General features: G+C 45.7%; 16 protein-coding genes. 9 read left to right on the top strand and 7 right to left on the bottom strand.

Annotation, left to right across the window (positions count from 1 at the left end; all coding sequences use genetic code 11):
- Nucleotides 1-120: 120 nt before the first annotated feature.
- The 4 genes from AB4876_RS14695 to AB4876_RS14680 all read left to right on the top strand — a co-directional run bounded on the left by AB4876_RS14695 (nucleotide 121) and on the right by AB4876_RS14680 (nucleotide 8,869).
- Nucleotides 121-1,005, top strand: coding sequence for a MazG C-terminal domain-containing protein (locus tag AB4876_RS14695; protein ID WP_368382516.1), 885 nt, complete (start codon nucleotides 121-123; stop codon nucleotides 1,003-1,005).
- Complete coding sequence (locus tag AB4876_RS14690) at nucleotides 995-1,651, top strand: uracil-DNA glycosylase (protein WP_368382515.1); 657 nt, start codon at nucleotides 995-997, stop codon at nucleotides 1,649-1,651. Before AB4876_RS14695 ends, AB4876_RS14690 begins: the two co-directional genes overlap by 11 nt.
- A 250-nt stretch (nucleotides 1,652-1,901) precedes the next feature.
- Entirely contained in the window at nucleotides 1,902-3,092 is a 1,191-nt protein-coding gene (locus AB4876_RS14685) for an ISL3 family transposase (RefSeq protein ID WP_062382734.1), read from the top strand.
- 401 nt (nucleotides 3,093-3,493) lie between these two features.
- Nucleotides 3,494-8,869, top strand: coding sequence for a hypothetical protein (locus tag AB4876_RS14680; protein WP_368382514.1), 5,376 nt, complete (start codon nucleotides 3,494-3,496; stop codon nucleotides 8,867-8,869).
- 34 nt (nucleotides 8,870-8,903) lie between these two features.
- Here the strand turns inward: AB4876_RS14680 and AB4876_RS14675 are convergent, their stop codons facing one another.
- On the bottom strand, nucleotides 8,904-9,770 hold the full coding sequence (locus AB4876_RS14675; RefSeq protein WP_159269959.1) for a hypothetical protein: 867 nt from the start codon (nucleotides 9,768-9,770) through the stop codon (nucleotides 8,904-8,906).
- 1,094 nt (nucleotides 9,771-10,864) lie between these two features.
- Here AB4876_RS14675 and AB4876_RS14670 point away from each other — a divergent pair.
- Nucleotides 10,865-11,008 (top strand): antitoxin VbhA family protein, encoded by a 144-nt coding sequence (locus AB4876_RS14670; protein ID WP_368382519.1) that lies wholly within the window; start codon nucleotides 10,865-10,867, stop codon nucleotides 11,006-11,008.
- A gap of 196 nt (nucleotides 11,009-11,204) precedes the next feature.
- A complete protein-coding gene (locus tag AB4876_RS14665; RefSeq protein WP_368382513.1) occupies nucleotides 11,205-11,453 on the top strand; it encodes an antitoxin Xre/MbcA/ParS toxin-binding domain-containing protein in 249 nt (82 codons plus the stop codon).
- Nucleotides 11,454-11,890: 437 nt separating this feature from the next.
- Here AB4876_RS14665 and tatC read toward each other — a convergent pair whose 3' ends face one another.
- The gene (gene tatC / locus AB4876_RS14660; protein WP_368382512.1) at nucleotides 11,891-12,376 is read right to left on the bottom strand and encodes a twin-arginine translocase subunit TatC; all 486 of its coding nucleotides are present in this window, start codon (nucleotides 12,374-12,376) and stop codon (nucleotides 11,891-11,893) included.
- A gap of 240 nt (nucleotides 12,377-12,616) precedes the next feature.
- Nucleotides 12,617-13,447, bottom strand: a complete 831-nt coding sequence (locus AB4876_RS14655) for a fatty acid desaturase family protein (RefSeq protein WP_268818572.1) — start codon at nucleotides 13,445-13,447, stop codon at nucleotides 12,617-12,619.
- Nucleotides 13,448-13,648: 201 nt separating this feature from the next.
- Here AB4876_RS14655 and AB4876_RS14650 point away from each other — a divergent pair, with 201 nt between their 5' ends.
- Nucleotides 13,649-14,689: an AraC family transcriptional regulator gene (locus AB4876_RS14650; protein WP_103683261.1), complete on the top strand. Its 1,041-nt coding sequence runs from the start codon at nucleotides 13,649-13,651 to the stop codon at nucleotides 14,687-14,689.
- Here the strand turns inward: AB4876_RS14650 and AB4876_RS14645 are convergent.
- From AB4876_RS14645 to AB4876_RS14630, 4 genes are all read right to left on the bottom strand, one after another.
- A complete protein-coding gene (locus tag AB4876_RS14645) occupies nucleotides 14,686-15,510 on the bottom strand; it encodes an alpha/beta fold hydrolase (RefSeq protein WP_103683262.1) in 825 nt (274 codons plus the stop codon). The genes AB4876_RS14650 and AB4876_RS14645 overlap by 4 nt on opposite strands.
- A gap of 445 nt (nucleotides 15,511-15,955) precedes the next feature.
- Entirely contained in the window at nucleotides 15,956-17,335 is a 1,380-nt protein-coding gene (locus AB4876_RS14640; RefSeq protein WP_368382511.1) for a cytochrome P450, read from the bottom strand.
- A 50-nt stretch (nucleotides 17,336-17,385) separates the two neighbouring features.
- Entirely contained in the window at nucleotides 17,386-17,706 is a 321-nt protein-coding gene (locus tag AB4876_RS14635) for a 2Fe-2S iron-sulfur cluster-binding protein (protein ID WP_008251347.1), read from the bottom strand.
- A gap of 150 nt (nucleotides 17,707-17,856) precedes the next feature.
- Nucleotides 17,857-20,304, bottom strand: a complete 2,448-nt coding sequence (locus AB4876_RS14630; RefSeq protein ID WP_008251348.1) for a TonB-dependent receptor — start codon at nucleotides 20,302-20,304, stop codon at nucleotides 17,857-17,859.
- A gap of 333 nt (nucleotides 20,305-20,637) precedes the next feature.
- On the opposite strand from AB4876_RS14630, the gene AB4876_RS14625 reads away from it, so the two are divergent.
- Entirely contained in the window at nucleotides 20,638-22,158 is a 1,521-nt protein-coding gene (locus AB4876_RS14625; protein WP_008251352.1) for an aldehyde dehydrogenase family protein, read from the top strand.
- A gap of 48 nt (nucleotides 22,159-22,206) precedes the next feature.
- On the top strand, nucleotides 22,207-23,397 hold the full coding sequence (locus AB4876_RS14620; protein WP_008251353.1) for an iron-containing alcohol dehydrogenase: 1,191 nt from the start codon (nucleotides 22,207-22,209) through the stop codon (nucleotides 23,395-23,397).
- Nucleotides 23,398-23,490 lie beyond the last annotated feature (93 nt).

Raw genomic sequence — 23,490 nt, 5'->3', positions numbered from 1 at the left:
TCAATGACTTGAGCGGCTGCCTCTTGCTTAAAGTCTTCAGTAAATTTACGACGTTGATTCATACTTCCTCCGATGGTTAATTTTTACCATGCGGAGTGTCTACAGTGATAGGGGCTATTCATGTGTCGTCGTTTAGATATTGATATAGAGAGCGTTTTCGCGGTGGAAACTGATGATAAAAACACTTTAAATGCTTTGGGATCTAAGTCAACTGTTTCAAAAGAGCTTGACGCTGCCTTAATTGATCTTGGCTGTACTGTTACCGAGTTACTTAGGGCGAAAGAAAATGTCGGTCTTCTAAAGAATGAGGTGCTAAATGTTGCCAGCTTATACGGTTCTGCACTTGAATTAACAGGCCTAGAATTTCGCAAAGTAGTTGATGATAATTTAAATAAGACGCTTGGTAGATTTTCTGAGCCTGATCGAAGCAAACTTGAGGATTTTGACGAAGCATTTCCTGTAGATGAACAGCTACCAAGGCATTTTGAAATTCACATTACTCAGAGAAAAAGTGGACTGAGCTATCTTAAGTGGAATGGTGTCTTTATCGGCGATCCTCTAACTGACAATATAAGCAAACCCGACGGTTATCGTTTTCATGATGTCTTTCATATGGCCCATGCCGCAGTTCTGCATTGGTCACCGACTTTTAGATCGCTAATTAAGCAAAAGAGGAAGAGTGATCCTGCTACAGATAGAGACCAAGATGGGGGGCGTGCAATAGTTGTCGAAGAGGGGCTAACTGCTTGGCTATTTTCATATGCACAAGGACTCGATAATTTTGAAGGGCATGATGGTGTATCTTTCGATGTTTTAAAGACCATTCAAAAGTTTGTTCAAGGTTATGAAGTGGAAAGATGCCCCCTTAAATTATGGGAGAACGCCATTCTTCAGGGTTATGAAGTATTTAGAAAGATGAAAGAAAATAATGGCGGAATAGTGGTTGGGAATCGTGATGAAAGATCCCTGAGATACCGCCTAATAGGAGAGAATAATGAAAGCTGAATGCTTTGTAAAAGAATTAGTCAATTTAAAGTTCGAAAACACATTTAATCCGTATTCAGATCGCTGTGAAATTTATGACTATTTTGATGCCCCAAACAGACGGCGAGCAATTTTAAGAAAAATGTTAGAAGCTGCAAGTCAGATGGAGGTTGATGCAATATGGATAGGTCGAGATTTGGGATATAGAGGAGGTCGACGGACTGGGCTCGCGTTAACTGACGATATTCATTATTGTAATCACGTAGGCAGATGGCAACTTGATTATAGTAGGCTGACAAAAGGTGATGCAGTACCTGAGCGTACTGCGGCAGTTATATGGAGTGTTCTATCTCAAATTGCGTCCCCTGTTTTTTTATGGAATGTGTTTCCGCTTCACCCATTTGAAGCCGGTTCTCCCTTTAGCAATCGCGCTCATAATTCAACTGAAAGAAAGGCTGGAGAAGAAATACTGGAGATTCTCGTTGATTTTCTAAGGCCAAGACGGTTGGTCGCGATAGGAAATGATGCCGAAAAGGCAGCGATTAAATTTGGGAACCGTTGTGAAGTTTTCAAGGTTCGACATCCGAGTTATGGTGGTCAGAATATCTTTCTAGATCAGATTCAGTCGCTTTACACTTTACAGCATGGATGCAACTATTTCGCATAATATGGCATTGTTTGGATAGGGTCGACATTGGTTAATGTCCGCTTTTGGCGAGTCCGGCCCTATGAGTTTTCAAGACTTTACTGAAAACGGGGTGCTTCCCACCCTACGGTGTGTTATTCACTGGAGCTAAATATCCATAGGCGGCTAATCATGAGTACGGCAATAAGTTATAGGGCTCTTCATCATTAACGGGGGACACCGGCATTCATTAAACTGAATTTGCGAAGAAACAGTTTGATGGAGAATACCGATGTCCCACGCAGGAAGAATTATAGGCATACCTGGCCTTGAGATTGAACGGGTAGTCCGCAGGAAAGGGATCGAAGTCTGGGCAAAGCCTGTGCACAGGCCGCCTTGTAAGCATTGTCAGGGCAATGGCCTGAGGATTAAAGCCACGCATCTCAGGACGGTGAAGCACACTCGTCAGGGGAATCAAGTGATGACCTTGCACCTTCGAGTACCCAAGTACCATTGCCAGGAGTGTAAGCGCTATTTTCGTCACGCCTTTACCGGTATTCGTCCGCGTTTTCGCGCTTCAGAAGCCTATCGACTGGAAGTGTTCGAAGCCCACGATGGCGGTGTAACGCAGCGCAAGTTGTCTCGAACCCATCAAATCAGCCCAGCGACGGTAGAGCGTTGGTATCAGCACCATATTAAGCAAAAGCGTTCCGAGGGGGATCGCCGATATTGCCCTCGCGTATTAGGGATAGATGAGCATTTCTTTACCCGTAAAAAGGGTTATGCGACCACGCTTACCGACCTCAAGAATCACAAAGTGTTTGATGTCCAACTAGGACGATCAGAATTGAGTTTGCGCCGCTATTTAAAGGCCCTTGAGGGACGAGAGCGCGTTCAGGTTGTGGTGATGGATCTCTCGGAAACGTACCGCAGCATTGCCCGCCGCTACTTTCCCAATGCCGCGATCGTGGCTGACCGATTCCATGTGGTCAGGCTTATTAACCAGCACTTTTTAAGTGTCTGGAAGCAGCATGATCCTGAGGGCAGAAAGAACCGCGGTTTGATCAGTTTAATGCGTCGCCATCAATGGAATTTGCGGGATGAGCAGCACGCCAACCTTATGCAGTATTTGGCTGAGTACCCAGTGCTGCAAGCACTGTATGTGGCCAAGCAACGATTAATCCGATTTGTGTTGCTCAAGACCCTGACGCGCAAGAAAGCCAGCATCAAGTTGCCGGTATTCATGAAATTGCTTGATGAGCTAGCTGAGAGCCCGCTACGAGCGCTAGCTAACACATTGCGCTCCTGGTTGAAGCCCATTGTGGCCATGTGGCGATTTAGTAAAAGTAACGGAATAACTGAGGGCTTCCACAACAAAATGGAAATGATGACACGACGAGCGTATGGTTTTAGAAACTTTGAAAATTACAGGATGAGAGTGCTGGCCCACTGCGGGTGGGACGGAGTGATTAACAGGGTTTGATGAGTGCTATCCCCCGATAATGGGGTAGAGCCCGCGGTTCTTGGTTACTTGAGTGCCGTCCCCCGATTATGTTGTAGAGCCAGCCTTTTGAACCCGCGACATTTCGAGCTCAGGGTTGCCTGAAGGTCATTTATGAACCCGCTTCCAGCCTCTCGATTTTCAAAACCGTCACAGAAACCGTCACAGAGCGTCACAGGCTATAAAAACCAACAGACGAAAAAAAACGGCAAGCCAGTAAGTAACTGATTTGCCGTTCTTTTATTTGGTAGCGGGGGCAGGAGGTTATGAGAATGATTATTATAGTACATAAAAAATGTATTAAAATGATCTTTTTTGACGTTCTAAGCTGTGCTATAAGTGTTTTTGGGAGTTTTGCTCAATGGAAATAAGAGCGTTCAAAGTTGAAAGAAGACACTCAGGATTGGCACAAGATCGACGAGAAGCCCGTGACCTTCAGGCTGCCATCACGCTATGAAGGCATATCTGATTGGGCAATCAAGACCGGCTTTCACGATGAGCTGGAGGTCGCTTATTTTTGCCTTGGTAGGCCTGAAGATCCTCGAGTAATACACAATTTTGCTAGTGAGTTCGCCCAGCCGATCTCCGAGCCTATACTATCAGAGTGGGCAGACAAACCGATAGTATCTCGCCTGCGGGAATTTTCCGAGACACTGAGTAATACTAGCGAGCATATCCCCAAAGCTGACTCGCCCATTTCTCATAAAGGTAAATCTGCAAAAGGCACGAAGTCTGAGTTTTCCCCACTGACTTCCAGATATTACCTCCTTGCTATGATCGTGAACCCCCGCTCCCATAGCGATCAGGACAAAATCGCCGAGAGCCGCCAAAGGTTTCGACTTTGGTTAATTCTTCAGGCAGCTATTCGCGTTGCCGAGGAAGGCTGTATCTCTGATAGCAATATCAGCTGGGCGGCACGCCATATTACCCTAGACAGGATTGATCCAAAGTGGGAGAAGATCGATGAATTGCTCACCCGCGCTCGGCATGAAACTCAAGGCTTTCCAAACACGTTTCAGTGGTTCAATTATGCGATAGAAAAGGCTGCATCTGGGCTTGCCGCGCACGCCGATGATTCTGACAAGCGATTCCTTGGCGCGATCTCTCCTATCGCCAGGGGTTATTGCAGCCCATTACCAATTTCGGTGGACGTCGATTCCCCAGGCATCTATCCGCAGTTAGGTTCAGCCAGGACTGAAGGCCTGCCGTTAGGTCTCCTGGACCCGGAACTGCCGGCAATACAAAACCTCCCAAGCGTGGCAGACAATGACGAGGATGAATCTGACGACACGCTCGTGGAAGTTGATTCATCGGACACTGATGAGGAGCAAGCACTTACTTCTCGGTCTGTCTTTCTCTATTCCGCCGAGGAATCTCAATATTTGCCCTGGAGTTGGGATAAGCTCTTGCCGCCGGAATTGCTTCAGTTTGAGGCATGGCTGGAAAACACAGTCAGCGCCAAGGAACTAGTCCAGTCCCTTGGCGCCGCAATAGCAAAAATTGGGGCTCTTGTCGGGCGCTCGCTTTACCATGCTCAAAGGATTGAAATCGATGCGACTGTTGGGGACGACTGGCGAATTACGCCTGATTATCGCCATATTCAACGGCGATCGCCGCGTCGACATAGTGCTTGGCGTCCACAATCTCCGCAGGAACAAACGGAGGTGCACCCATATTCGGAAATCATCCGCTTAGCGCTCCCGCAAGACATTACATCTGCTTTGAGACGGGTCACCAGAGAGCAACCCCCAAGCAAAGCTACTTTAGGTAGTCTATGGAATAAAGTTAACCCTGCTACGAAAATTACTACATGGTTTGATGGGGTAGCGAAAGAGCAGTTTCCAAGGGTGACTAGCGGGAAACTGGCCCAAGTAGCAGCGCAGCGAGTTTTCGAAAATACTGGCGACCATAATCTTGCTCGAATCGTCACCGCATTGCCGCAAAGTGGATTACCTGCAGCATGTGGTTATGCTAATTGGGATGTAAGCACCATTGCTAAAGGGCTCGATTTGCCCGTGGTCACAGACAATGTCGACTTAGCGACCTTGATGCTTGGCAGTTTGCTAGCCCCGATTGAATCAGTACTATCTCAAGGTATTACTGAAGCAAAATCCTTGTTAGCTGGTGATCAGGATCTCGTTAGCTTTCATAATCGGTATACTCAGTATTGCTTGCTGGCGCTGTATGCGGGTACTGCTAGCAGGTACTTGAAATCACCTTTTGAACTACTCGACCACTTCAATTTTAAACTTCTTTGTGCATACATTAATGATAAATCGGATGGTGCTCGTCACAATGGGCGGATAGTGCCGCTTCCCAAGCAATTGGCCAAGCTACTGGCCGCTTACCTTGATTACCTTGCGCGACTTCAAAAAGATCTAGAAGCCCTGCGCCCTGAGCTGGCTGGAAAATTACTAGCTTTGCTGGAGCGTAAGGATGGTGAGCTTCCGCTGTTTTTCTTCTTGGACGAGCAACTTAGTTGGCATCAAACATCTGACGGCGACCTGCTCGGCTTGCCCATTGTGGGCTGGTCACTTCCACCAAACCTGTTTCGGCACCGATATTCGCAGCGACTCGCCCGCGCTGGGGTGCCCTGCGACGTTATCGATGGTTGGATGGGGCACTCAGAAAGGGGCGGTGCAGCCTACGGGGACTACTCACCTAGGTGTTGGATAAATGATGCGGATCAGTACCGCCTAGCATATAACGCCATTTATGACTCGCTTGGTTTTGATGTTATAGGTGCGCCAGCAGCGTTACCTAGTTACCTAGGTTCAACGACAAAAGAACGGAGCTATATTGAGCCGAGTATTTATGGCTTAAAAGAAAGAACCCTATACCGACGCCAGAGGTATAGAAAAGCCCGGAAAATTGCACAGCAGGAAATTAAGCTGTTTATTGGCGAGCAGGAGCTTGAGGATCTAAATCCTACGGAGATCGAAAAGCTCGGGAATCGTATGCTGAAGCGAGAAAATGGACTGCCTCATCTCGACGCCGGTATTCGATTTCGTGTTCTTGAGCAATTTCTGAAATCAAGAGACAGTAAGCATACACGCTCTATTAGGAAAAAAATCCTTAAGCGGGAAGAAGAGCGAAATCTAATTGCGGGAAGTTTGCCTTCAGATTTGGATTGTTACGGGAACGCAAAACAGTGGGCAGAGCACACGACGAACACCATTCAGAAGGGGCAGGTAAGTAAAACTACGGCGTTGGTTGTCGGGACGATACTGCTATGCATCGATAAAAGGCTAAGCTACCGCGGCATGCTACTGGATGTACTTAACGGGCGGAACTTCCGGCTTATCCAACATAAGAAGAAATACTTTATTGAATACAGTGAAGAATGGGATACAAGTGATTTTGATGCACCGGTCCAGCGGCATGAAATTAGTTATAAAACAGCATCCCTGCTTTATTTCGGTTGTACAAATTCACGGCTAGCAGACCTAAGCTCTCTGCCAATTCCGCCGGAACTACATGCGCTAGCAACGTACATTTCGCCAGACGTGGAGAAAGAAGGGATTTCCGTGAAGGAAATTTTGACGCGGCTTACCAAAATCATCGGGCAAGCTAACCTTATAGAGCTTCCTGGCGTGGTGGCTGGCGCGCTCAGCGAAAGGATGCCGCCGACTAGCCTAAACTGGCAAGAAGTATTCAGGCTTCAGCACGGGATATGCATCACGCTGCCAAATCTGGAACCAAACTCGGGCGTATTTCAAGACTTTAGGTTTAATCAGAGAGTGGCGATTGAGAGCGACGCCCAAGTTCTCCAAGACAATGCAAAGGGGTTATACAATGAAGTGACAAACATTCTTAGTAACTATGAGAAGAAAAAGGCAAAAAAAATCGCTAAAGAAATCCAAAATTCTTGTCATACTTACCGAGGGAAAGTAAGTACGTCAATCCTGATGGTGGCCTACTGGATAAGCCACGTCATAGAAAAAGGAAAGGGCCGGGGTAAGCACCATGTGCCTTACGCCATGAGTAGCGTACAAGATTACTTCAGCTGTCTAAGGCTGGCTTTTCAGGGCTTAGCCTATTCCTGTGACCTACTCTCAATGGATTCCGATGCGATTACCGATCTCTATCATGATATGGTGGAATCCCGCAGAGATCGTGGAAGGGAAGTCGGATATTTTGGCAAGCGCTTAAAGGCGTTCCATCGCTGGGCTGTGAAACTTGGGGTAAAAAATACAGATTGGTCTGAAATAGATACTGAAGATAACCACCGAAGTGTAAGTCCCGGCTGCATGTCGGAGAAAGAGTATTTAGTTTGCCAAGAATATATCCGCGCAGCTTATGGCAGAGATAGCCAACTTGCATTATTTCTGGGGTTTGTGCTTTTACTTACCTTCCGCTTTGGGCTAAGAGGAAATGAAGCCTTGGGATTGCGCCGCCAGGATTGGTGTCAATGGCAGGGTTTTACTTGGGTGCTTATTCGAGATAATCGAATTCGCCAGCTGAAGCGAAAAAGCAGTCGACGCGCTGTACCGCTGCTATTCAATCTGACGCAGCATGAAATAGAGCTCATCGAAAAAGTGCTGGCGAACTACGACAGTATTGCAGGGACAGAAAAGAATGCCCCTATTCTTTGTGAGGTACGTGGCGGCCGGGTAGATCAATGGGCAGCATGCCGTGAAATTCAGGAAACGCTTATCATTATTTTGCGGGCGGTTACTGGAAGCAAGACCTTAACCCCCCATCATTGTCGTCATGCGTTCTACAATCACATTGCCCCAATACTGCTTGGCTTTGAAACCTCCATAGGGAGTAAACTTTGCAAAAACATCGATACGAATACATTGTTGGGAACGGTGTTGGGAAGACATCAAAGCAGGTCAATTAGGTCATCGATAGGCTTGGCACGATTAATGGGACACAGTGGCGCTTCTTCTGGCCTTAAAAATTACAATCACCTCATGACCGAGTGGGCCGATTCACTTACGCCCGTCAGAACTGAGCGAGCACTAGTTATCAATGGTATTGTTAATACGGCGGAATTTGATCGAATTCATATAGAGAAGCTTCCGCAGGTTCCTGATATTTCATTTCAAAAGCCAACACTATTATTGATTTTCAAGTTGCTGCGGCTGGTTGCCCAAGGGAGGTCTTACCAAAGTGCAGGGAAGCTAGTCGCACTGCATCCTGACTTTGTATGTTCAGTCCAAGCGAGTTTTGACAAAGCGAACGAGATAATGCGATTCAAAAAGCGTGGCGAAAACGCATGGTTTAAAGGGGACTCAGCACCTAATGCGATTCTGCACTATATTAGCGAGTCTGCATGGATTCGTTTTATAGAGCTAGCTGAGAAATTTGAGACGTTTCCAGTCGTAGGCTGCCCTGTTGCTGACGAATTACCACTCTTGCTTGGAATGAATAGACAGTTAAAAATGAGTCATGATCGTCACTGTAAAATCGTAAAGCACACGTTTGATATACTTGGCATAGAAAGCAATCGCTATGATGTGTATGCAACTAAAGATGACCCGGTTGTAACCAGTTTTCTTGTTGAACAGGGGTTCCAAGTAAAAACGATTGAAAGCGTCTTTGAGTCTGGAAAAAGTGTGCAACTCGATGTATTCAAACGCCCTGTTGAAGAACTACGAGGTGGTATTTATGACTATGGAGCGATAATCCTTGGGCCCACCGGTGAAGGGGTTGTAAGAAACTCTTATGAAATGGCGGTGGGTTTTCTGGCAGTTTCGATAATGCTGGTCTGGGGTTCTGGTGGTGATAGTGAAATAGTGGCAGTCAGTTGACGGCCACTATCATAATTTCCCTTAGGACCTACGTTTAGCCAAGAATCTCTATGCCTTTGAGGATGAAGGTCGGCTTGTCGGGGCGGTTATCGAAAACTTTATCGGCGATATAGCGAATTTTCTTGTCATAATACTTAGCCTCCATGATCTTTTTAAGAAGAGTAGTGTCTTGAACCGCAAAGTTCTTGGACGCCTCTGAAATTTCATCGCAATCGATAATTGTTAAGTATACCGTGTTATGAAATTCGCGAAATCCGTCGATAGACGCTATACCGCAAACTTCTTCCGCCGGCGGAATCTCAAATTCGAACGAGTCAAACTCACCAGAAAATCCAGTAATTACTGGGGTGGAGCCGAAAATTTCCACACCAAAAGGATGGTTAATTTTTACACCGGACAAATTTTTACGTAGCCCGTTAATTTGGCCTTCAAGAAATTCTGTTACCGGCGCCAAAAGTTCTGGAAAATCATCTTTGATAAACAAGTCCGGTTGGCTTTGTTGAGCTCTGGCGCAGACAAATCCAGTGACATGAGATAGCTTCTCCGATATCTCTCGAGTCTTATCAGGACCAACTAAAAATAAAGTCGTTCTCTGGTTTCGACTTATCTTAGAATTCTTGGCAGTCAAGTTTCGAATAGACACGCTCGCATCGATTCCCGGATAGAATTTTTCTATAGCAACGTTACATATGCACTTCAATTCATCTGCGAATTTTTTCCGTACCCGAGAGCCTACATCTTCATCATCGGTTGAAATCCAGTCCTCATTGAGATGGATGACCAAGGAACTTTGCGGAAAAAGGTATGCGAAAGGAATTCCAAGGTCTGTTTTCTCGAGCTCAATAAAATTCACTGACTCATAATCATATACTTCGCCAGAAGCGTATTCATTTGCTTTCATTTCAAATCCTCATCTAATACCCCGCTCAATTTATATAGTGGTGCTAATTATTCCATGGCAGGCGGCGGGGAAAAGAGGGCCATAGGACGTCTTGTGAGCATTTTACCGGTCACAAAAATAGTTGTTTAATAGCTAATCGATGCAATAGTTGGCGCGGAGGAGGCGCGTTGACTTGATCCATAAAAGGGATTGAATAAGATAATTTTCAGAATCTTAGCTAGAAAGATTCGTTAATTAGCTGGATCGAGGTCAACTCATTCGCTCAGTCGATTGCCCTCAACAAAATGACAGTCGATATGAAATTAAATTATAGGAGCAACTTTCCAAAGTAGGTCTGGAAGCGATGTTAACTATTGGTTTAATGCTTGGCAGGCTAGGCTATCTATTAAGCTGACCAAATAGTTTTTGATGATTACGGCTCGAGAGCCGGCGAATCATCTTGGTTAGCTAGATGGCTCGCGAAGTAGGCAGAGTCGATACGGCAATCTAGTAGAACAGGCCTAGGAATGCAGGCGTCGGCTAATGAAATCAAGAATTGCCACTCCCAATTGACTAAGAAATAGGAGTTTTCGGGTAGGTAGTGCCCTGAATGCAATACGTACACATTTCGATGGCATTGCCTGCGGCGTCACTACGAGCGCCTACTTAGGATGACTACAGTTAGTCGATTAAATGCAATTTGTTTTAAGAGGTTTGCGGCCTCGTGATGATAAAATCAATATTCCAATATTCCAATATTTTGTCAATTTAAATTTGTATTTTATGTGAAATTCTCAAAATTTATACCCGCGCCGGGTATTTTTAAAGATGAAATCTCTTAAAGAAGTGCTAATTCTAAGGGTTCTCGAAATATTTATTTAAGGTAATAACAATCGTATTTTTGTGTCGTCACTGATTAATGTCAAATAAATAATTTTCTTCTGCCTTAATTATCTTTCTTTGGTGTAGTATTCCGATATGCGGTATGGTCGTGTGTCGGACCTTAGTTGAGCGTGTAGTGGGTCTATGAGATTCGCTGGAGAGCATGTTTTCGCCGTGCTAGGATTTAGTCATGAGTAAAATTAAAACTTACAACTGAATTTCGTGTCGCTCAAATCGTTGGCTCAATGGCAATTAGCGGGCATCGTGTTTCAGATGAATTACGCGCCCAGATGACTCGAATCATTAATGGTGAGGTTACGGCGGATGAAGTGCGGCAGGACATTTTTCTCCGCTACCGTAAGCCTGACATTTCTTGAATTAGTTGAGGGGGTTGTTATGTTGAATGCATTTTTGGTCATCGGCTTAGTGATGGCGGCGATATCTATCCCGCTGGTTTTCTATTGGAAAGCTGAAAGTATTGCAACGCTATTGAGAAAGTATGGGATTTGAAGTTTTGGCGACCGCTGTTATCGCCAATAATTCCCCTCTATATTTCGGGGGGTGGAGTGCGGTATGACAGAACAAGAGTTAATTAGTGTAGCGGAGTTTTGCGGGCTGGACTTGTGTGAAATCAGTTACACTCGTGTTATAAATGCGGCCTATCAGCTGATGGATGAAGACATAGGCGCTACTCTAATATGGTTAACTACTGCCGTGTCTCTGTTTAATGAAGCCACTCCAGCATTGCATGCAAAAACCAAGGCGGGCGTAGATGATGTCTTGACGTTGATTGGCAGAATTGAACACGGAATTTTTTCCTAATCATTTAGCCTGCATTATTATTTTGCAATATCCAATCCGCATTAACCTACACATTTACCTCGCAGATAGCTGCCCCTAGCTCTATAGGCTATCAAGTGTGGTAGTGGAAGTATTTGAACAGCTGAAGGTGCTAAGGGGAAAGGCGCCCATACTTGCCCAGCCGTTATAGCGCACCCGACAAAAACATAACAATGAGGTCGTCAGCTATTCTGGAAGCTATACACCACACCTATGGTGAGAGAGCACTCAAGAATGCTATCAGGAAGCATGAAAGTGCAGTCTCGAATTTAACGCATTTAGGGAGGACTATATTTGATGTTAGCGCAGGACAGGGCAAAGTGAGCGACATTTAAAAGGATGCAATTATTAAAGCTCGGGAGAATTTCAATGACGTATTCGAAGAATTACTTGATAAAGTAATTCTTCGAAGATGGCCATCAACAGTTAAGGTATAAAGAAATATCGGGTGTATAAGAAACACCTTCAGGTGTCGCGCCGCTGAAAAAACTAAATACCAATGGAAAGACGACATAAAATGCAAAGGCGATCCCGAGGTAGAACAGTAAAACACTCGATATTAGCAGTGGCATCCCAAAACTTTGTTCATTCCGATACAGTCCGGGTGAAATAAACCTCCAAAGCTGGAATAAAAATACGGGCATTGATAACGTGAGTGCTGCGAAAAGTACAAGTTTTAGAGGCGCCATGAAAGTAGATGTCACCTCCGTTGCGATCATGCTTCCACCTTCAGGTAAATACTGCAGAAGTGGGCCCGCGACCAAGCTATAAATATCTTGTGAAAATGGCATTAAGCACAGGGTGAATATTAGCAGCGCAGCTAGAACACGGATCAGTCGATCGCGTAGTTCTGTCAGGTGTGTGGCGAGAGTAGAGGTTTTTGTACTCTCTATATTGGCGTCCATAATTATTGTATTTCGTGTGTTTTTGAGTGCAGGTTTTCGCTAGTGTCATTATCAGTTTCTGAGGCTTCCTTATTTCGCGGTTCGTCGGCCTGGATTTTGCTTGATACGGCCTCGATTTCCTTGATGGCCAATCATGAACGCACCTCACAATTCTTCTCTATTTGCCATTAAGAGGAGTTTTTTATGCTTCGAAAGCTCACCCGCAATAACAACGCAAGAAAGCCTCGATAAAAATCAGTCCTAACCCCTCGTCACCGGCGCCCGACTCCAGATACCAAGAATTGGCGTACCATGCGCACGCAGTATCGGCTCAATATCCCGATGCAGCGCGTGATAGCGATAGAAGGGAACCCGAGGAAATAGGTGGTGAACTGAGTGAATATTTTGGCCTAACCAAAACCATTCCATCGGACGCATCCACGGGGGCATAATGAGGCTACTCGTATTCTGGTAGCGCTCAGTATTGTCATACGGATAATGCGGCCGATACGCAAACCAATAAGCCGTAAAGAGACCGCCAAAGAAATACCCCACCAAAACAACAATAGAGATGCCAGGCTGATCAATAAGCAAGATAGCAAGTAGACGCCACCCCAGCGAGAAACACAGTTCAGCACTGTAAACAACACGCTCTTTTAAATCGGCAGAGTGCCAATTATTTTCCGCGAAGAAACTATTCTGAGCATAGAAGAACTTTAGGGTCGTCAGCAACACACTAAAAGGCCCCTTACCCATCTCGCTAATCAAATAATCCGGGTCCTTTCCTTTAATGTTGGTATAACGGTGATGAGTAAAATGCTCGTGACGATGGGAGGCAAACGGAACACCGATAATGGGCGCAGCCAGATAGCCACAAACATCGTTCACCCACCGCATCCTCGACCTACTACCATGAATATTTCCGTGGACAGCTTCGTGCAAGGGCGTATACGCCATATAGGTTAGGACACTAACAAGCGGTGTAGCCAACCAAACGGTTATCACATCATTTGCAAAAAGCACTATACATAGTACGAATAGACTACATACAAGAAATGTAAGCGCTATCGTCGGCCAAGCAACTTTACCCATATAACTTATCGCGGCACCTAAAGCCTTCTTATTTAAGTCCTTTAGCTCTTCCTGCATTGTCATTACCATGTAATAATTGAAAATTGAATTATTTAACAGTACTCAATGTACAGCGGCGCCTTTAAAAGTAACATGACACTTATGTCCTTTCGCGCGGTACTTATGGCCACAAATTAGCGCCACCCAACTCAGGCTTTTCACATGGGAAATACCCAGAGCACCCGTCGTCCCGTCGCTATAAGCAAAGTGATGATAAATTTTGCGAAAAATCACGGTGTAGATACGGAAACCTGCTTATTTGGGACCGACATTTCAGAGCACAGCCTTAACGACGGCGCGGTACTCATAGAGCGTGAACAGGAAATGCGGCTCATTGAAAACATCATGCTCGCACTACCCAATATACCCGCACTAGGCTTTAAAATTGGCCTTTGCTACAACATCGCCACTTTCGGGATTTGGGGTTTCTCATTGCGAACCTGTCGAACCCTCAGGGACGCCCTCAACACCGCACTGCGTTTTCTACCTTTAAGCACCGCTTATTGCGAGATTAACGCCTTTGAGGAAGGCGGCTATTTTGGTTTGCTCATGAACCCGCAGTCCATACCCAGCCATCTCCGCGAGTTCTTGTTAGAACGAGATATGGCCGCCAGCATCATAATCATCAAAGAACTTAGCCTAAATGAAATTCAGACTATGCAGACCGAGTTTACTACCTTGGATACAACAAACTCAGTCTACATAGAGTCGGTCTGCGGAGTTAAACCACTTTATCAAAGCAGGCGCAACGCCATCCGCGTTCCTATTAAATATATTGATAAACCACAGCCTACTTACGATGCCAACCTAGCGAGACTATTAAGCGATCAATGCGCAAGACAATTGCGCCAGCGACAAACTGGCGGAATTCGCGATAGCGTTAGGAATCAGATTTTAGGCGACTTAGGGCTAATGGCGTCGCTAGACGATGTTGCGTCGGCAATAAACCTATCTAGCCGCACACTCCGGCGCAAATTGGATAATGAAAGCACCAGCTTTCGAGCCCTAGTAGAGGAGGAGCGAAAACAAATGGCATTCCAACTTCTAATCAGTAGCGACATGAAAATAGATGAATTGGCTGCACATTTAGGCTACACCGACACAAGTAGTTTTACTCGTGCCTTTCGACGCTGGAGTGACTGCTCACCAAGGGATTACCGACTGTCTCATAACGCCAGGAAAATACCAAAAAACGAAGACTAGGAGCTGACTGTAACAAAGCTACCCCCATCGACCTTTGCTAGGAAGCTTTTAACTATTTCCATAACCTTTACTGGGTCTTCATGGTGCGGGACATGACCTACTCTGTCCATAATAACGGCCAGGGAGTGACCTGAAGCAGAGCCCGCAATGAAATTGGGAAACGCGACTGATCCGTATTCATCATTGTCACCATGAATTGCCAACACCGGACACTGCACCTCCTTTAGATGGCAACCTAGATTCCAACCTCTGAACTCAGGATCAAGCCAAGTTTCAGTCCACGCAGCCAAGACCCAGCGAGCTTTATTACCATGGTATTTGGTAAGTTTTCCCATATTGATCGGATTACTGAAGTACTGCTTCGCAGCTTCGATCCCGTTTATTGTTTGTTCTTCGATAAATGGCTGCGCAGACTCGGCAATAAGACTAGAGCAGAGCTTAACTCGGGAGTGAATAGCAGCAATTGCTATCGCCATACCACCGCCGACACTATGACCAAATGGAACCACCGCTTCCAGGCCTAGAGACGCACAAAGTGATGGGAAAACAATTTCCGCTTCTTCGTCAATGAATCTGCGCGATGGTCGTTCTACGCGTTCGCTGGACCTACCAAACCCCAGCCGGTCATAGGCGACAACTGTGCGACCAAGGCTAAGGGAAAGCTGAGCCGGAAACTCTCGCCACAGAGCTACACAGCCTAACGAATCATGCAACAGGACGATTGGAGGTGACGTTGGCGGTTCTACTGGATGCCAAATCCGGACATAAATACTTCCACCCGGAACATCAACATATTTTTCTTCTGATTTTCCGCGCCGCATAAATTATACCGCCTCTATTAGCATGAAGATGGAACGACAAGCATTGGAAAAGTAGCATTCAGCGTTATAAAGGAAAAATATCGCGATCATCCAGAATGCCTCATTGTCGGTTAATGAATAAAGTATCGCCTTCAAGGAAATACTGGCGCAGAAGTTTATCGCAATTGACGGCAACCTAGAAAGTCGGCGCTCGCTATAATTAAGAACATGAATAAACGAGGGTAAGCACTACAAAATAGACGATTATTTAACTATATATGTACTATAAACGTAAAATTATTTCATAAAAAGGCCCCCGAAGGGGCAAAGGCATCGTCAATTACTCAGCTATAAACGCCGAGAAAACCAGAATATTAACTCTAATAAATTTAATTTAAATACAGTACAAGGGAAAGCTAACACACATTAGCAGAAAGCTCCCCCGTATGACTAACACTACTCTAAACTACTTCGATGTAAGTTTAACCATCATCTTCGAATAGCCTTTTACAAAGTTAGACTGCACATACTCGGGCTCGCCAACCACTTCGATTTTATCGAATCTCGCTAACAATTCTTCCCACAGTATACGTAACTGCAACTCAGCAAGACGATTACCCATACAGCGATGCACGCCAAAGCCAAAGGAAAGGTGGTTACGTGCGCCTTTACGATCCACGATAAACTCATCAGGCCGCTCAATCGCGCGCTCGTCTCTGTTGCCAGAGGCATACCACATTACGACCTTGTCACCCTTTTTGATGGTTTTGCCATTTAGCTCTACATCCTGCTTCGCGATACGACGCATATACGCCAGCGGCGTTTGCCAGCGGATAATTTCTGACACCATGTTCGGAATCAAGCTAGGATCGTTCTTCAGCTTAGTAAACTCGTCAGGGAAGCGATTCAAGGCAAGAACACCACCTGACATCGAGTTACGGGTGGTGTCATTACCACCAACAATTAAGAGAACTAAATTACCAAGGAACTCCATCGGCTTATTAATCAGATCCTTAGTATCTGGATTATTCTGTAACATACCGATCAGATCAAAACCTACTTCGCCACCAGCAGCAATCTTTTCCTCTTTAACGCGCCAAAGTTGAGAAAAATGCTTGGCCATATCCCTCATGCCCTCGAACAGCTCGTCGGTATTGGTCGAGCCGCCAGTCATCTCGGCACCGCCGCCAGCCAAATCTGACCAATAAACAAGTTTTCGACGCTCCTCGTAAGGGAAGTCCAGCAGTGTTGCTAGCATTCTGGCAGTCAGCTCGATAGAGACATCCTCTACCCAGTCAAACGGCGTATCTAGCGGCAGCTGATCTAGGACCTCTTGAGTACGACTGCGAATCAGACCCTCCATTTCTTTGAGATTCTTCGGTGCCACAACACCCTGCACAGCTTGACGCTGCACATCGTGCTTAGGTGGATCCATCGCGATAAACATCTCAAGTGCGAGCTCTTTCGGCGTAGCGCCAATAATGATAAACGGTTCGGCAGAAAAGAGGTCGTGATGTTTATCTACGTAGACAATGTCTTCATAGCGCGTAATTGACCAGAACGGACCGAATGGACTTTTTTTCTGATAATGAACGGGGCATTCATCGCGCAACCGCTTGAAATACGACTCCCAACGATTTTGCTTAAACAGAAATGGATTACTAACGTCAATATCGTCGATCGCCAGCGTTGACACTTCAGGAACAGGTGCTTCTACAAACTCCGGGAATTTAGTGTACATACCTAGCTTATTTTTAGCCTTGTACAGCATATGACCGGCTTTAATTTGTAAGTGCATCGGGACGCTTGCGGCGCCCTTTTCAGCAACCAAATCAACAATTTTCATAGTCTTTCCACCTTTTCGCATTATTCGTTGAGTATTATTCTTGTACTTTTTTACATCTGAAATTCAGGCAAGCGAGCAACCATGCCATCCATCCCGTCAGTGGTGATAATCTGGCAAGCAAGCCTGGAGGTTTCACTACGCTCGGGAGTCAGATCTAACATTTGTAATTCATCCTCGGTCGCGCCGCCGGTAATATTGACAGCACCACCTTCAATAATTACATGACAGGTACCGCAGGCGCACACGCCACCGCAATCAGCGTCAATACCTGGAATTCCATTATCCAAGGCAATTTGCATCAAGGACTTCCCAGCCTCAAAATCTACTATGTGTTCAGTGCCATTGTGCTCAATAAAAGTAATACTTCCCATAGCGTTCTCCTTCGTAAAGCTGTTTGGCCGCATTAACCACTTGTACCCCAACCTTGTCGCACAAGTAGAAAATGCCCCAAGCAATATTTACGACTTAAATTTTATTAAATAATGTGACCGTAAAATAATTATTTATAACGAAATTGCTCATTAAAATTTATAGGTCGCATCCACACCAAAGGTACGCGGCGGACCTGCCTGGAAATAGTCGAACCCAAACCCAGCCTGAAGATTGATCGCATAACCATCATACTCTTCGTCTGTAAGGTTTTTCGCCCAGATTGAAACCGAGTAATCTTCATTAATTCCTCGCCAGGTCATACGAGTATTCACCAATGCATAGGCATCTTGTTTGATATTTTCATATCCGCCTTTATCGTTATAAGCGCTATACCACTGCTTATCCTGATAATTAGCATTAACATTCCAACTGAGATAGCCGCGATCGCCATTGTAAAGCTCGTAATCAATTGAGATATTACCGCTGACTTTAGGAGCCGAAATCAGCTCATTACCAGCTAAGTCAACTTCGTCATCTGGGTTGTTAAGGGTTTGGGTGTCTGACAAGGTCAGCTCGGTATACTCGGTATCAAGATAGCCAAGCCCCATCATCAACATTAACTTTTCTGTAGCGGCAAACATAATCTCAGCTTCTAAGCCTGCAATAGTAGAGCCACCGGCATTTTCCAAAAAGTTGGATACACCAACAACGTTGATAAACTGCTGATCTTTATAATCGTATAAAAAGGCTGCGGCATTAACACGAGCACGCTGATCATAAAAATCAGATTTGAAACCTACTTCATAAGCATCTATGTACTCAGGTCTCGCATAGGCATCTTCGAAATCGCGCTCACGATAATAAACACCGCCATTAAAATTACCGGAACGGAAGCCCTTGCTATAACTTGCGTACATCATGAAGTCGTCATTGAAACGATAATCTAAACCAAGCTTACCGGTAAATTCTTGTTCCTTTGCCGACATTGGCGTCGAGGAGTCTGTGGTATACGGTCCGTGGGTATAACCAACCTCACCCGTTGCAACTAAATCCTCGACCGTTGTTTCTCCACTAAGTAAATTTTCTAGAAACACATCGATTTCAGCAATACCGGCATCGCCACCAAGGTTCAGCGGTACAAAGGGCTCGTCATATCGACTAGTATTACCAGGAACATATGTACCGCGCGGGCTACCATCGTAACCTTCTCTAGATATATTAAGGTAGGCAAGGTCAATTTCGTCGACGGTATAGCGAATACCAAAGTCGATTCCAAAGTCTGCGGTTACGTCAAAACGAAGCTGCGTATAAGCGGCGTAACTTGTTTTATCGGTGATCATTTTCTGGTCTAGCTGACCAAAATCAAGCAGGTATGGATAGAACCCGGTCGCACCGGGATACGTTACCGCAACCCGAACATCGGGCGGTGTGCCGTAAATTGCGTATTCATTATGCATATCCATTTCTTCTTCGGCGTAATATAAACCGCCAATGAAATTGAACATGCCGTCGTAATTACTCGAAATTCGCAAGTCCTGACTAAACGCCGTAGTGTCTACCGCCCAACGTATCTCAAGCAGCTCTTCGGGTGAGCCGTCAGTATTCTGCTGCTGAGCGTAGTCAGAAATGCTAATTGACGAGATACTTGTGAGGGTGTGGCTATCGCCAATAAACTCTAGTTTGTTTACCAACATATCCGAATTAACTATTAACGGACCGGTAAAGTTATCTTCAACCTCATGATGCCCGAGGTTTTGCGACGACGCCGAATAACCCGTGTTATCCATATAACCACTACTGTCGTCACCTTGGGCCAGAGAGCCCGTCACAATACCGCCTACGCCAAGTAAGCCATCACCACCATCAAGATTTCCACGTGGTTCGTTTCTCGATGCATTGGCTAGTGAATCATTTTGCCCATGGGTTAATTTAAGAACGTTATTTAAATTCTCAGATATCTGCCAATTTAGCGTTAAACGCAAGGCCTGAAAATCAATAGAGGATAAATTTGGACCGCCTAACCGATTCTCTGTATAACCACTATTTCGGGAGAAGGAATATGCAAGGCGAGCAGCCAAGGTCTCGTCAATTAGCGTTCCCTCGACACCTAAATCGCCCACTCGAGAATCATAATTTCCCGCGCCCAACTTAAGATTTACATGCGTTCCGTCATCAATCATTGGGGTTTTTGTTATGATGTTTATAGCTCCACCCGTAGTGTTTTTGCCGTATAGGGTGCCTTGGGGGCCGCGCAATACCTCAAGACGCTCAACATCAAAAAAGTTCATACCATGGGTATACACGGCGCCCATATACGACTCGTCGGAGTAGACACCAATTGGGCTAGCCTGATTAGAGCTGTAGTCAGACATACTGACTCCGCGAATAGCGAAGATCGGTTGTACTTCACCAAAAGGCCCGCTAACCTGCATATTCGGTACTTGTGCAGAAATATCATTTGCACTCGCGAAACCGAATTTTTCTAACGAATCAGAAGTCATACCGGTAATCGCAACAGGAGTATCCTGCGTACTCTCCGAGCGCTTCTGCCCCGTAACAATCACTTCCTCGAGCATTGGCGCGGCCAACGAAGTCATTGGTATATAACTTAGACTAGCTAAAGATGCACCTAACGTGATCTTTTTTAAGTAACTCTGAGATATGCGCATTTAATTATTATCCCCTCTAACACTATCGATCAAGTGCACATAATCCACCAAAAGCAATCTCACGTCTTTTCCGATGCGGACAACTTTTTGGCAAATTAGGACAGCCGCATTGGCAATTCTCAAATGACAAAAAAACGTCCTAAAAAGCCAATACCAATCAACACTAAACATCAATAATCAGTTCAAACAAATAAACAAATAAACAAATAAACAAATAAATAAAACATTTATATCCATACAGACCAACATCAAGGACATTAAATGAACAACGCCCATGAATTACCGCTTTATCATCACATCATTAACGGCGATATAGTAAAGCCAAACTCTGGTCACTATATTGACGTGCATTGTCCTGCCACAGGCAATCTAATAGCGAAAACCGCCGATGGCGATGCGACCGATGTAGACCTCGCGGTAAACGCAGCCAGCCGTGCATTGAAAAGTACAGATTGGCGCAATATTAGCGTAACCGCGCGTTCCAAATTGCTGTATCAAATCGGTAACACGGTATTAGCGAATGCCCAAGAGCTAGCTATTCTAGAGGTTCAAGCCTCCGGCGGAACGATCAAGCGGGTAATGGGACTAGATATCTTGGCCATCGCCGATTTATTTTTCACTCTTGCCGAGTCCATCAAAAACTACCCATTTATCGAAAACCTTTCACCAAAGATTTTGCCAGAACAAGTTCACACCATGGTCGTCAAAGAACCTGTTGGCGTCTGCGGCATTATTACCGCGTGGAACTTTCCGCTTCTTTTACTTTCTTGGAAAATAGCCCCAGCCTTAGCTGCAGGTAACACCGTGGTCGTAAAAGCATCAGAATTAACGCCAACATCGACATTTCGCTTAATTGAGCTAATTAATCAATTTTTACCGGCTGGTGTATTGAATCTAGTAAGTGGTACGGGGGTAAAAGTGGGTGACGCCCTAGTCAAACACCCCAAAGTAAATAAAATATCTTTTACAGGTTCCACTCAAACAGGTAGAAATATTCAAGTTGCTGCAGCTGCCACGCTAAAGCGAGTCACGCTAGAGCTCGGTGGCAAAGGCGCGGCTATCGTAATGCCTGACGCCAATATCGACTTGGTCGCGCATGGCGCACTGTTCGGCATCATGATGAACTCTGGGCAGGCTTGTGAATCAGCTAGTCGATTAATTGTCCATGTCGATATCCACGATGAACTCATCGCCAAAATGAAGACCTTGGCAGAAAAAATAGTCGTAGGTAATCCACTCGATCCTGCAACTGGCATGGGCCCTATTGTTTCGGAGCAGCAGTTTAATCGGATTGAGGCCTATCTTAAATCGGCTCAAGAGCAAGGCGCCCACATCGTTACCGGAGGAAAACGCAAGATTGTGTCAGGCTTCGAAAATGGCTATTTCCTCGAACCGACTATTATCACCAATTGCCAGAATGATATGAAACACACCTGCGAAGAAATATTCGGCCCAGTTGTGTCTATTATAAAATTTACCGAGCTAGACGAAGCCATAAACATCGTAAACGATTCAATATACGGACTGTCGGCCGGCATCTGGACCGAGGACATCATTGGCGCCCAAGCCGTTGCTCGCCAACTCGAAGCTGGCTCAGTTTGGATAAATGACTGGCACATGATGCGTACAGACGCACCCTTTGGCGGAATGAAGCAAAGCGGCTATGGTCGGGAGATGAGTCATAACAGCCTAAACTCGTATACAGAATTGAAATCGATTTCGACAGCGTTTGAACGCGACCCAAGTAAAAAATCAACTTACCACTTGGTCCATACGTTTTAAGGTTCGCGACCCAGCTAATTGAACGCTAATTATTAATAGGATACCAGCATGTCTAGCTCACATTACTATCAGTACAATATGCGCAGCACGATTCATTGCGCCGCAGGCTCAGTTATTCGCATACCCGCGCTATTTGAAGGCATGGGTGCCAAAAGAGTGGTGCTATTTAGCGATATTGGTCTCGAACAGGCCGGCATCGTAGACCAAATAAAGGCAGTATTCGCCAGCTGCTCTAGCAATAAAGCCGTGCTAGTAGGCGTTTATACCGGCATAAGCCAAGACGCAGCCTGCCAATCCGTAAACGCTGCAACTGCTTATGCTAGGTCCGTGGCGGCCGATGCCATTCTGGCAGTGGGTGGCGGCAGTGTTCTAGATGCCTCAAAAGGTGTCAAATACTCCCTTCAACACGGGGCAACAGATATCGCCGACTTACTTCAGAGTGGGATTAAAATTGATGCCTGGCCAAGCTGCCAGCACTCGGGGATCCCTCATATCGGCGTACCTACCACTGCTGGCACAGGAGCAGAGGTTTCACCAGTAGCGGTGTTCTACAATGAAGCCTTAGGTATTAAAACCAACCTTGTCGCGCCTTTTCTAGAGCCCGACATGGCGGTACTAGACGGGAATCTGTGCTTAGGACTACCGGACTTCCTCACCGCTGCAACAGGAATGGATGCTCTAACACACGCACTGGAGGCTGTCGCCTCGCCAACTGCGAATGCCATGACAGATGCTCACGCATTTCATGCCGCACAAATGATTGTCGAAAATTTGCCCAAGGTGATCGATAATGGCAAGGACGTTGTCGCGCGCTCAAATATGTTACAAGCGAGCAGCCTAGCAATCGACGCCTTCGGCGGTAGCCTAAACGCAATCCCCATTCACAACTGCGCCCACGCATTCGGCGGCATGTTCCACATCCCCCACGGCGACGCCAATGCCGCGCTCCTTCCCGTCGTGATGGAAGCATGCCCTGAATTTTATGCAGGCAAAGGGCAGCGGCTCGCCAAAGCACTCAATCTTTCTCAAAATGGTAGTGACCAAGAACTATTGGGCAATTGCATTAAATTCTTAATAGACTTCCAACAGCGCATAGGCTGTACAACCAACTTTAAACGCTGGGAGGTCAACCAAGATAAGCAAGATGCTATTTACCATGCGATTGCATCTGACCCTGCCGCAATGTTTTACAATATACCCCCTGCAGCGATGGCTAAAATTGTTCAAGCGGTATGCTGAGAGGAGCGAATTAAAGCAGCGTAATACTGGATGTATTAGCTTACTCAAAGAGCATGGACGCTCGTATAACCCCGTCACTTTTATATACCGGAG

The organism is Zhongshania guokunii, from assembly GCF_040892635.1.
In the GTDB taxonomy this organism is placed as follows: Bacteria; Pseudomonadota; Gammaproteobacteria; order Pseudomonadales; family Spongiibacteraceae; genus Spongiibacter; species Spongiibacter guokunii.
This window is presented reverse-complemented; position numbering and strand designations above follow the sequence as displayed.

Bases quoted from the DNA above. Each gene is read 5' to 3' on its own strand.
- AB4876_RS14690 (WP_368382515.1), top strand. From the start codon at position 995: ATGAAAGCTGAATGCTTTGTAAAAGAATTAGTCAATTTAAAGTTCGAA.
- AB4876_RS14625 (WP_008251352.1), top strand. From the start codon at position 20,638: ATGAACAACGCCCATGAATTACCGCTTTATCATCACATCATTAACGGC.
- AB4876_RS14675 (WP_159269959.1), bottom strand. From the start codon at position 9,770: ATGAAAGCAAATGAATACGCTTCTGGCGAAGTATATGATTATGAGTCA.
- AB4876_RS14620 (WP_008251353.1), top strand. From the start codon at position 22,207: ATGTCTAGCTCACATTACTATCAGTACAATATGCGCAGCACGATTCAT.
- AB4876_RS14645 (WP_103683262.1), bottom strand. From the start codon at position 15,510: ATGCGGCGCGGAAAATCAGAAGAAAAATATGTTGATGTTCCGGGTGGA.
- AB4876_RS14655 (WP_268818572.1), bottom strand. From the start codon at position 13,447: ATGGGTAAAGTTGCTTGGCCGACGATAGCGCTTACATTTCTTGTATGT.
- AB4876_RS14650 (WP_103683261.1), top strand. From the start codon at position 13,649: ATGGGAAATACCCAGAGCACCCGTCGTCCCGTCGCTATAAGCAAAGTG.
- AB4876_RS14665 (WP_368382513.1), top strand. From the start codon at position 11,205: ATGACAGAACAAGAGTTAATTAGTGTAGCGGAGTTTTGCGGGCTGGAC.
- AB4876_RS14640 (WP_368382511.1), bottom strand. From the start codon at position 17,335: ATGAAAATTGTTGATTTGGTTGCTGAAAAGGGCGCCGCAAGCGTCCCG.
- tatC (WP_368382512.1), bottom strand. From the start codon at position 12,376: ATGGACGCCAATATAGAGAGTACAAAAACCTCTACTCTCGCCACACAC.
- AB4876_RS14685 (WP_062382734.1), top strand. From the start codon at position 1,902: ATGTCCCACGCAGGAAGAATTATAGGCATACCTGGCCTTGAGATTGAA.
- AB4876_RS14630 (WP_008251348.1), bottom strand. From the start codon at position 20,304: ATGACTTCGTTGGCCGCGCCAATGCTCGAGGAAGTGATTGTTACGGGG.
- AB4876_RS14695 (WP_368382516.1), top strand. From the start codon at position 121: ATGTGTCGTCGTTTAGATATTGATATAGAGAGCGTTTTCGCGGTGGAA.
- AB4876_RS14635 (WP_008251347.1), bottom strand. From the start codon at position 17,706: ATGGGAAGTATTACTTTTATTGAGCACAATGGCACTGAACACATAGTA.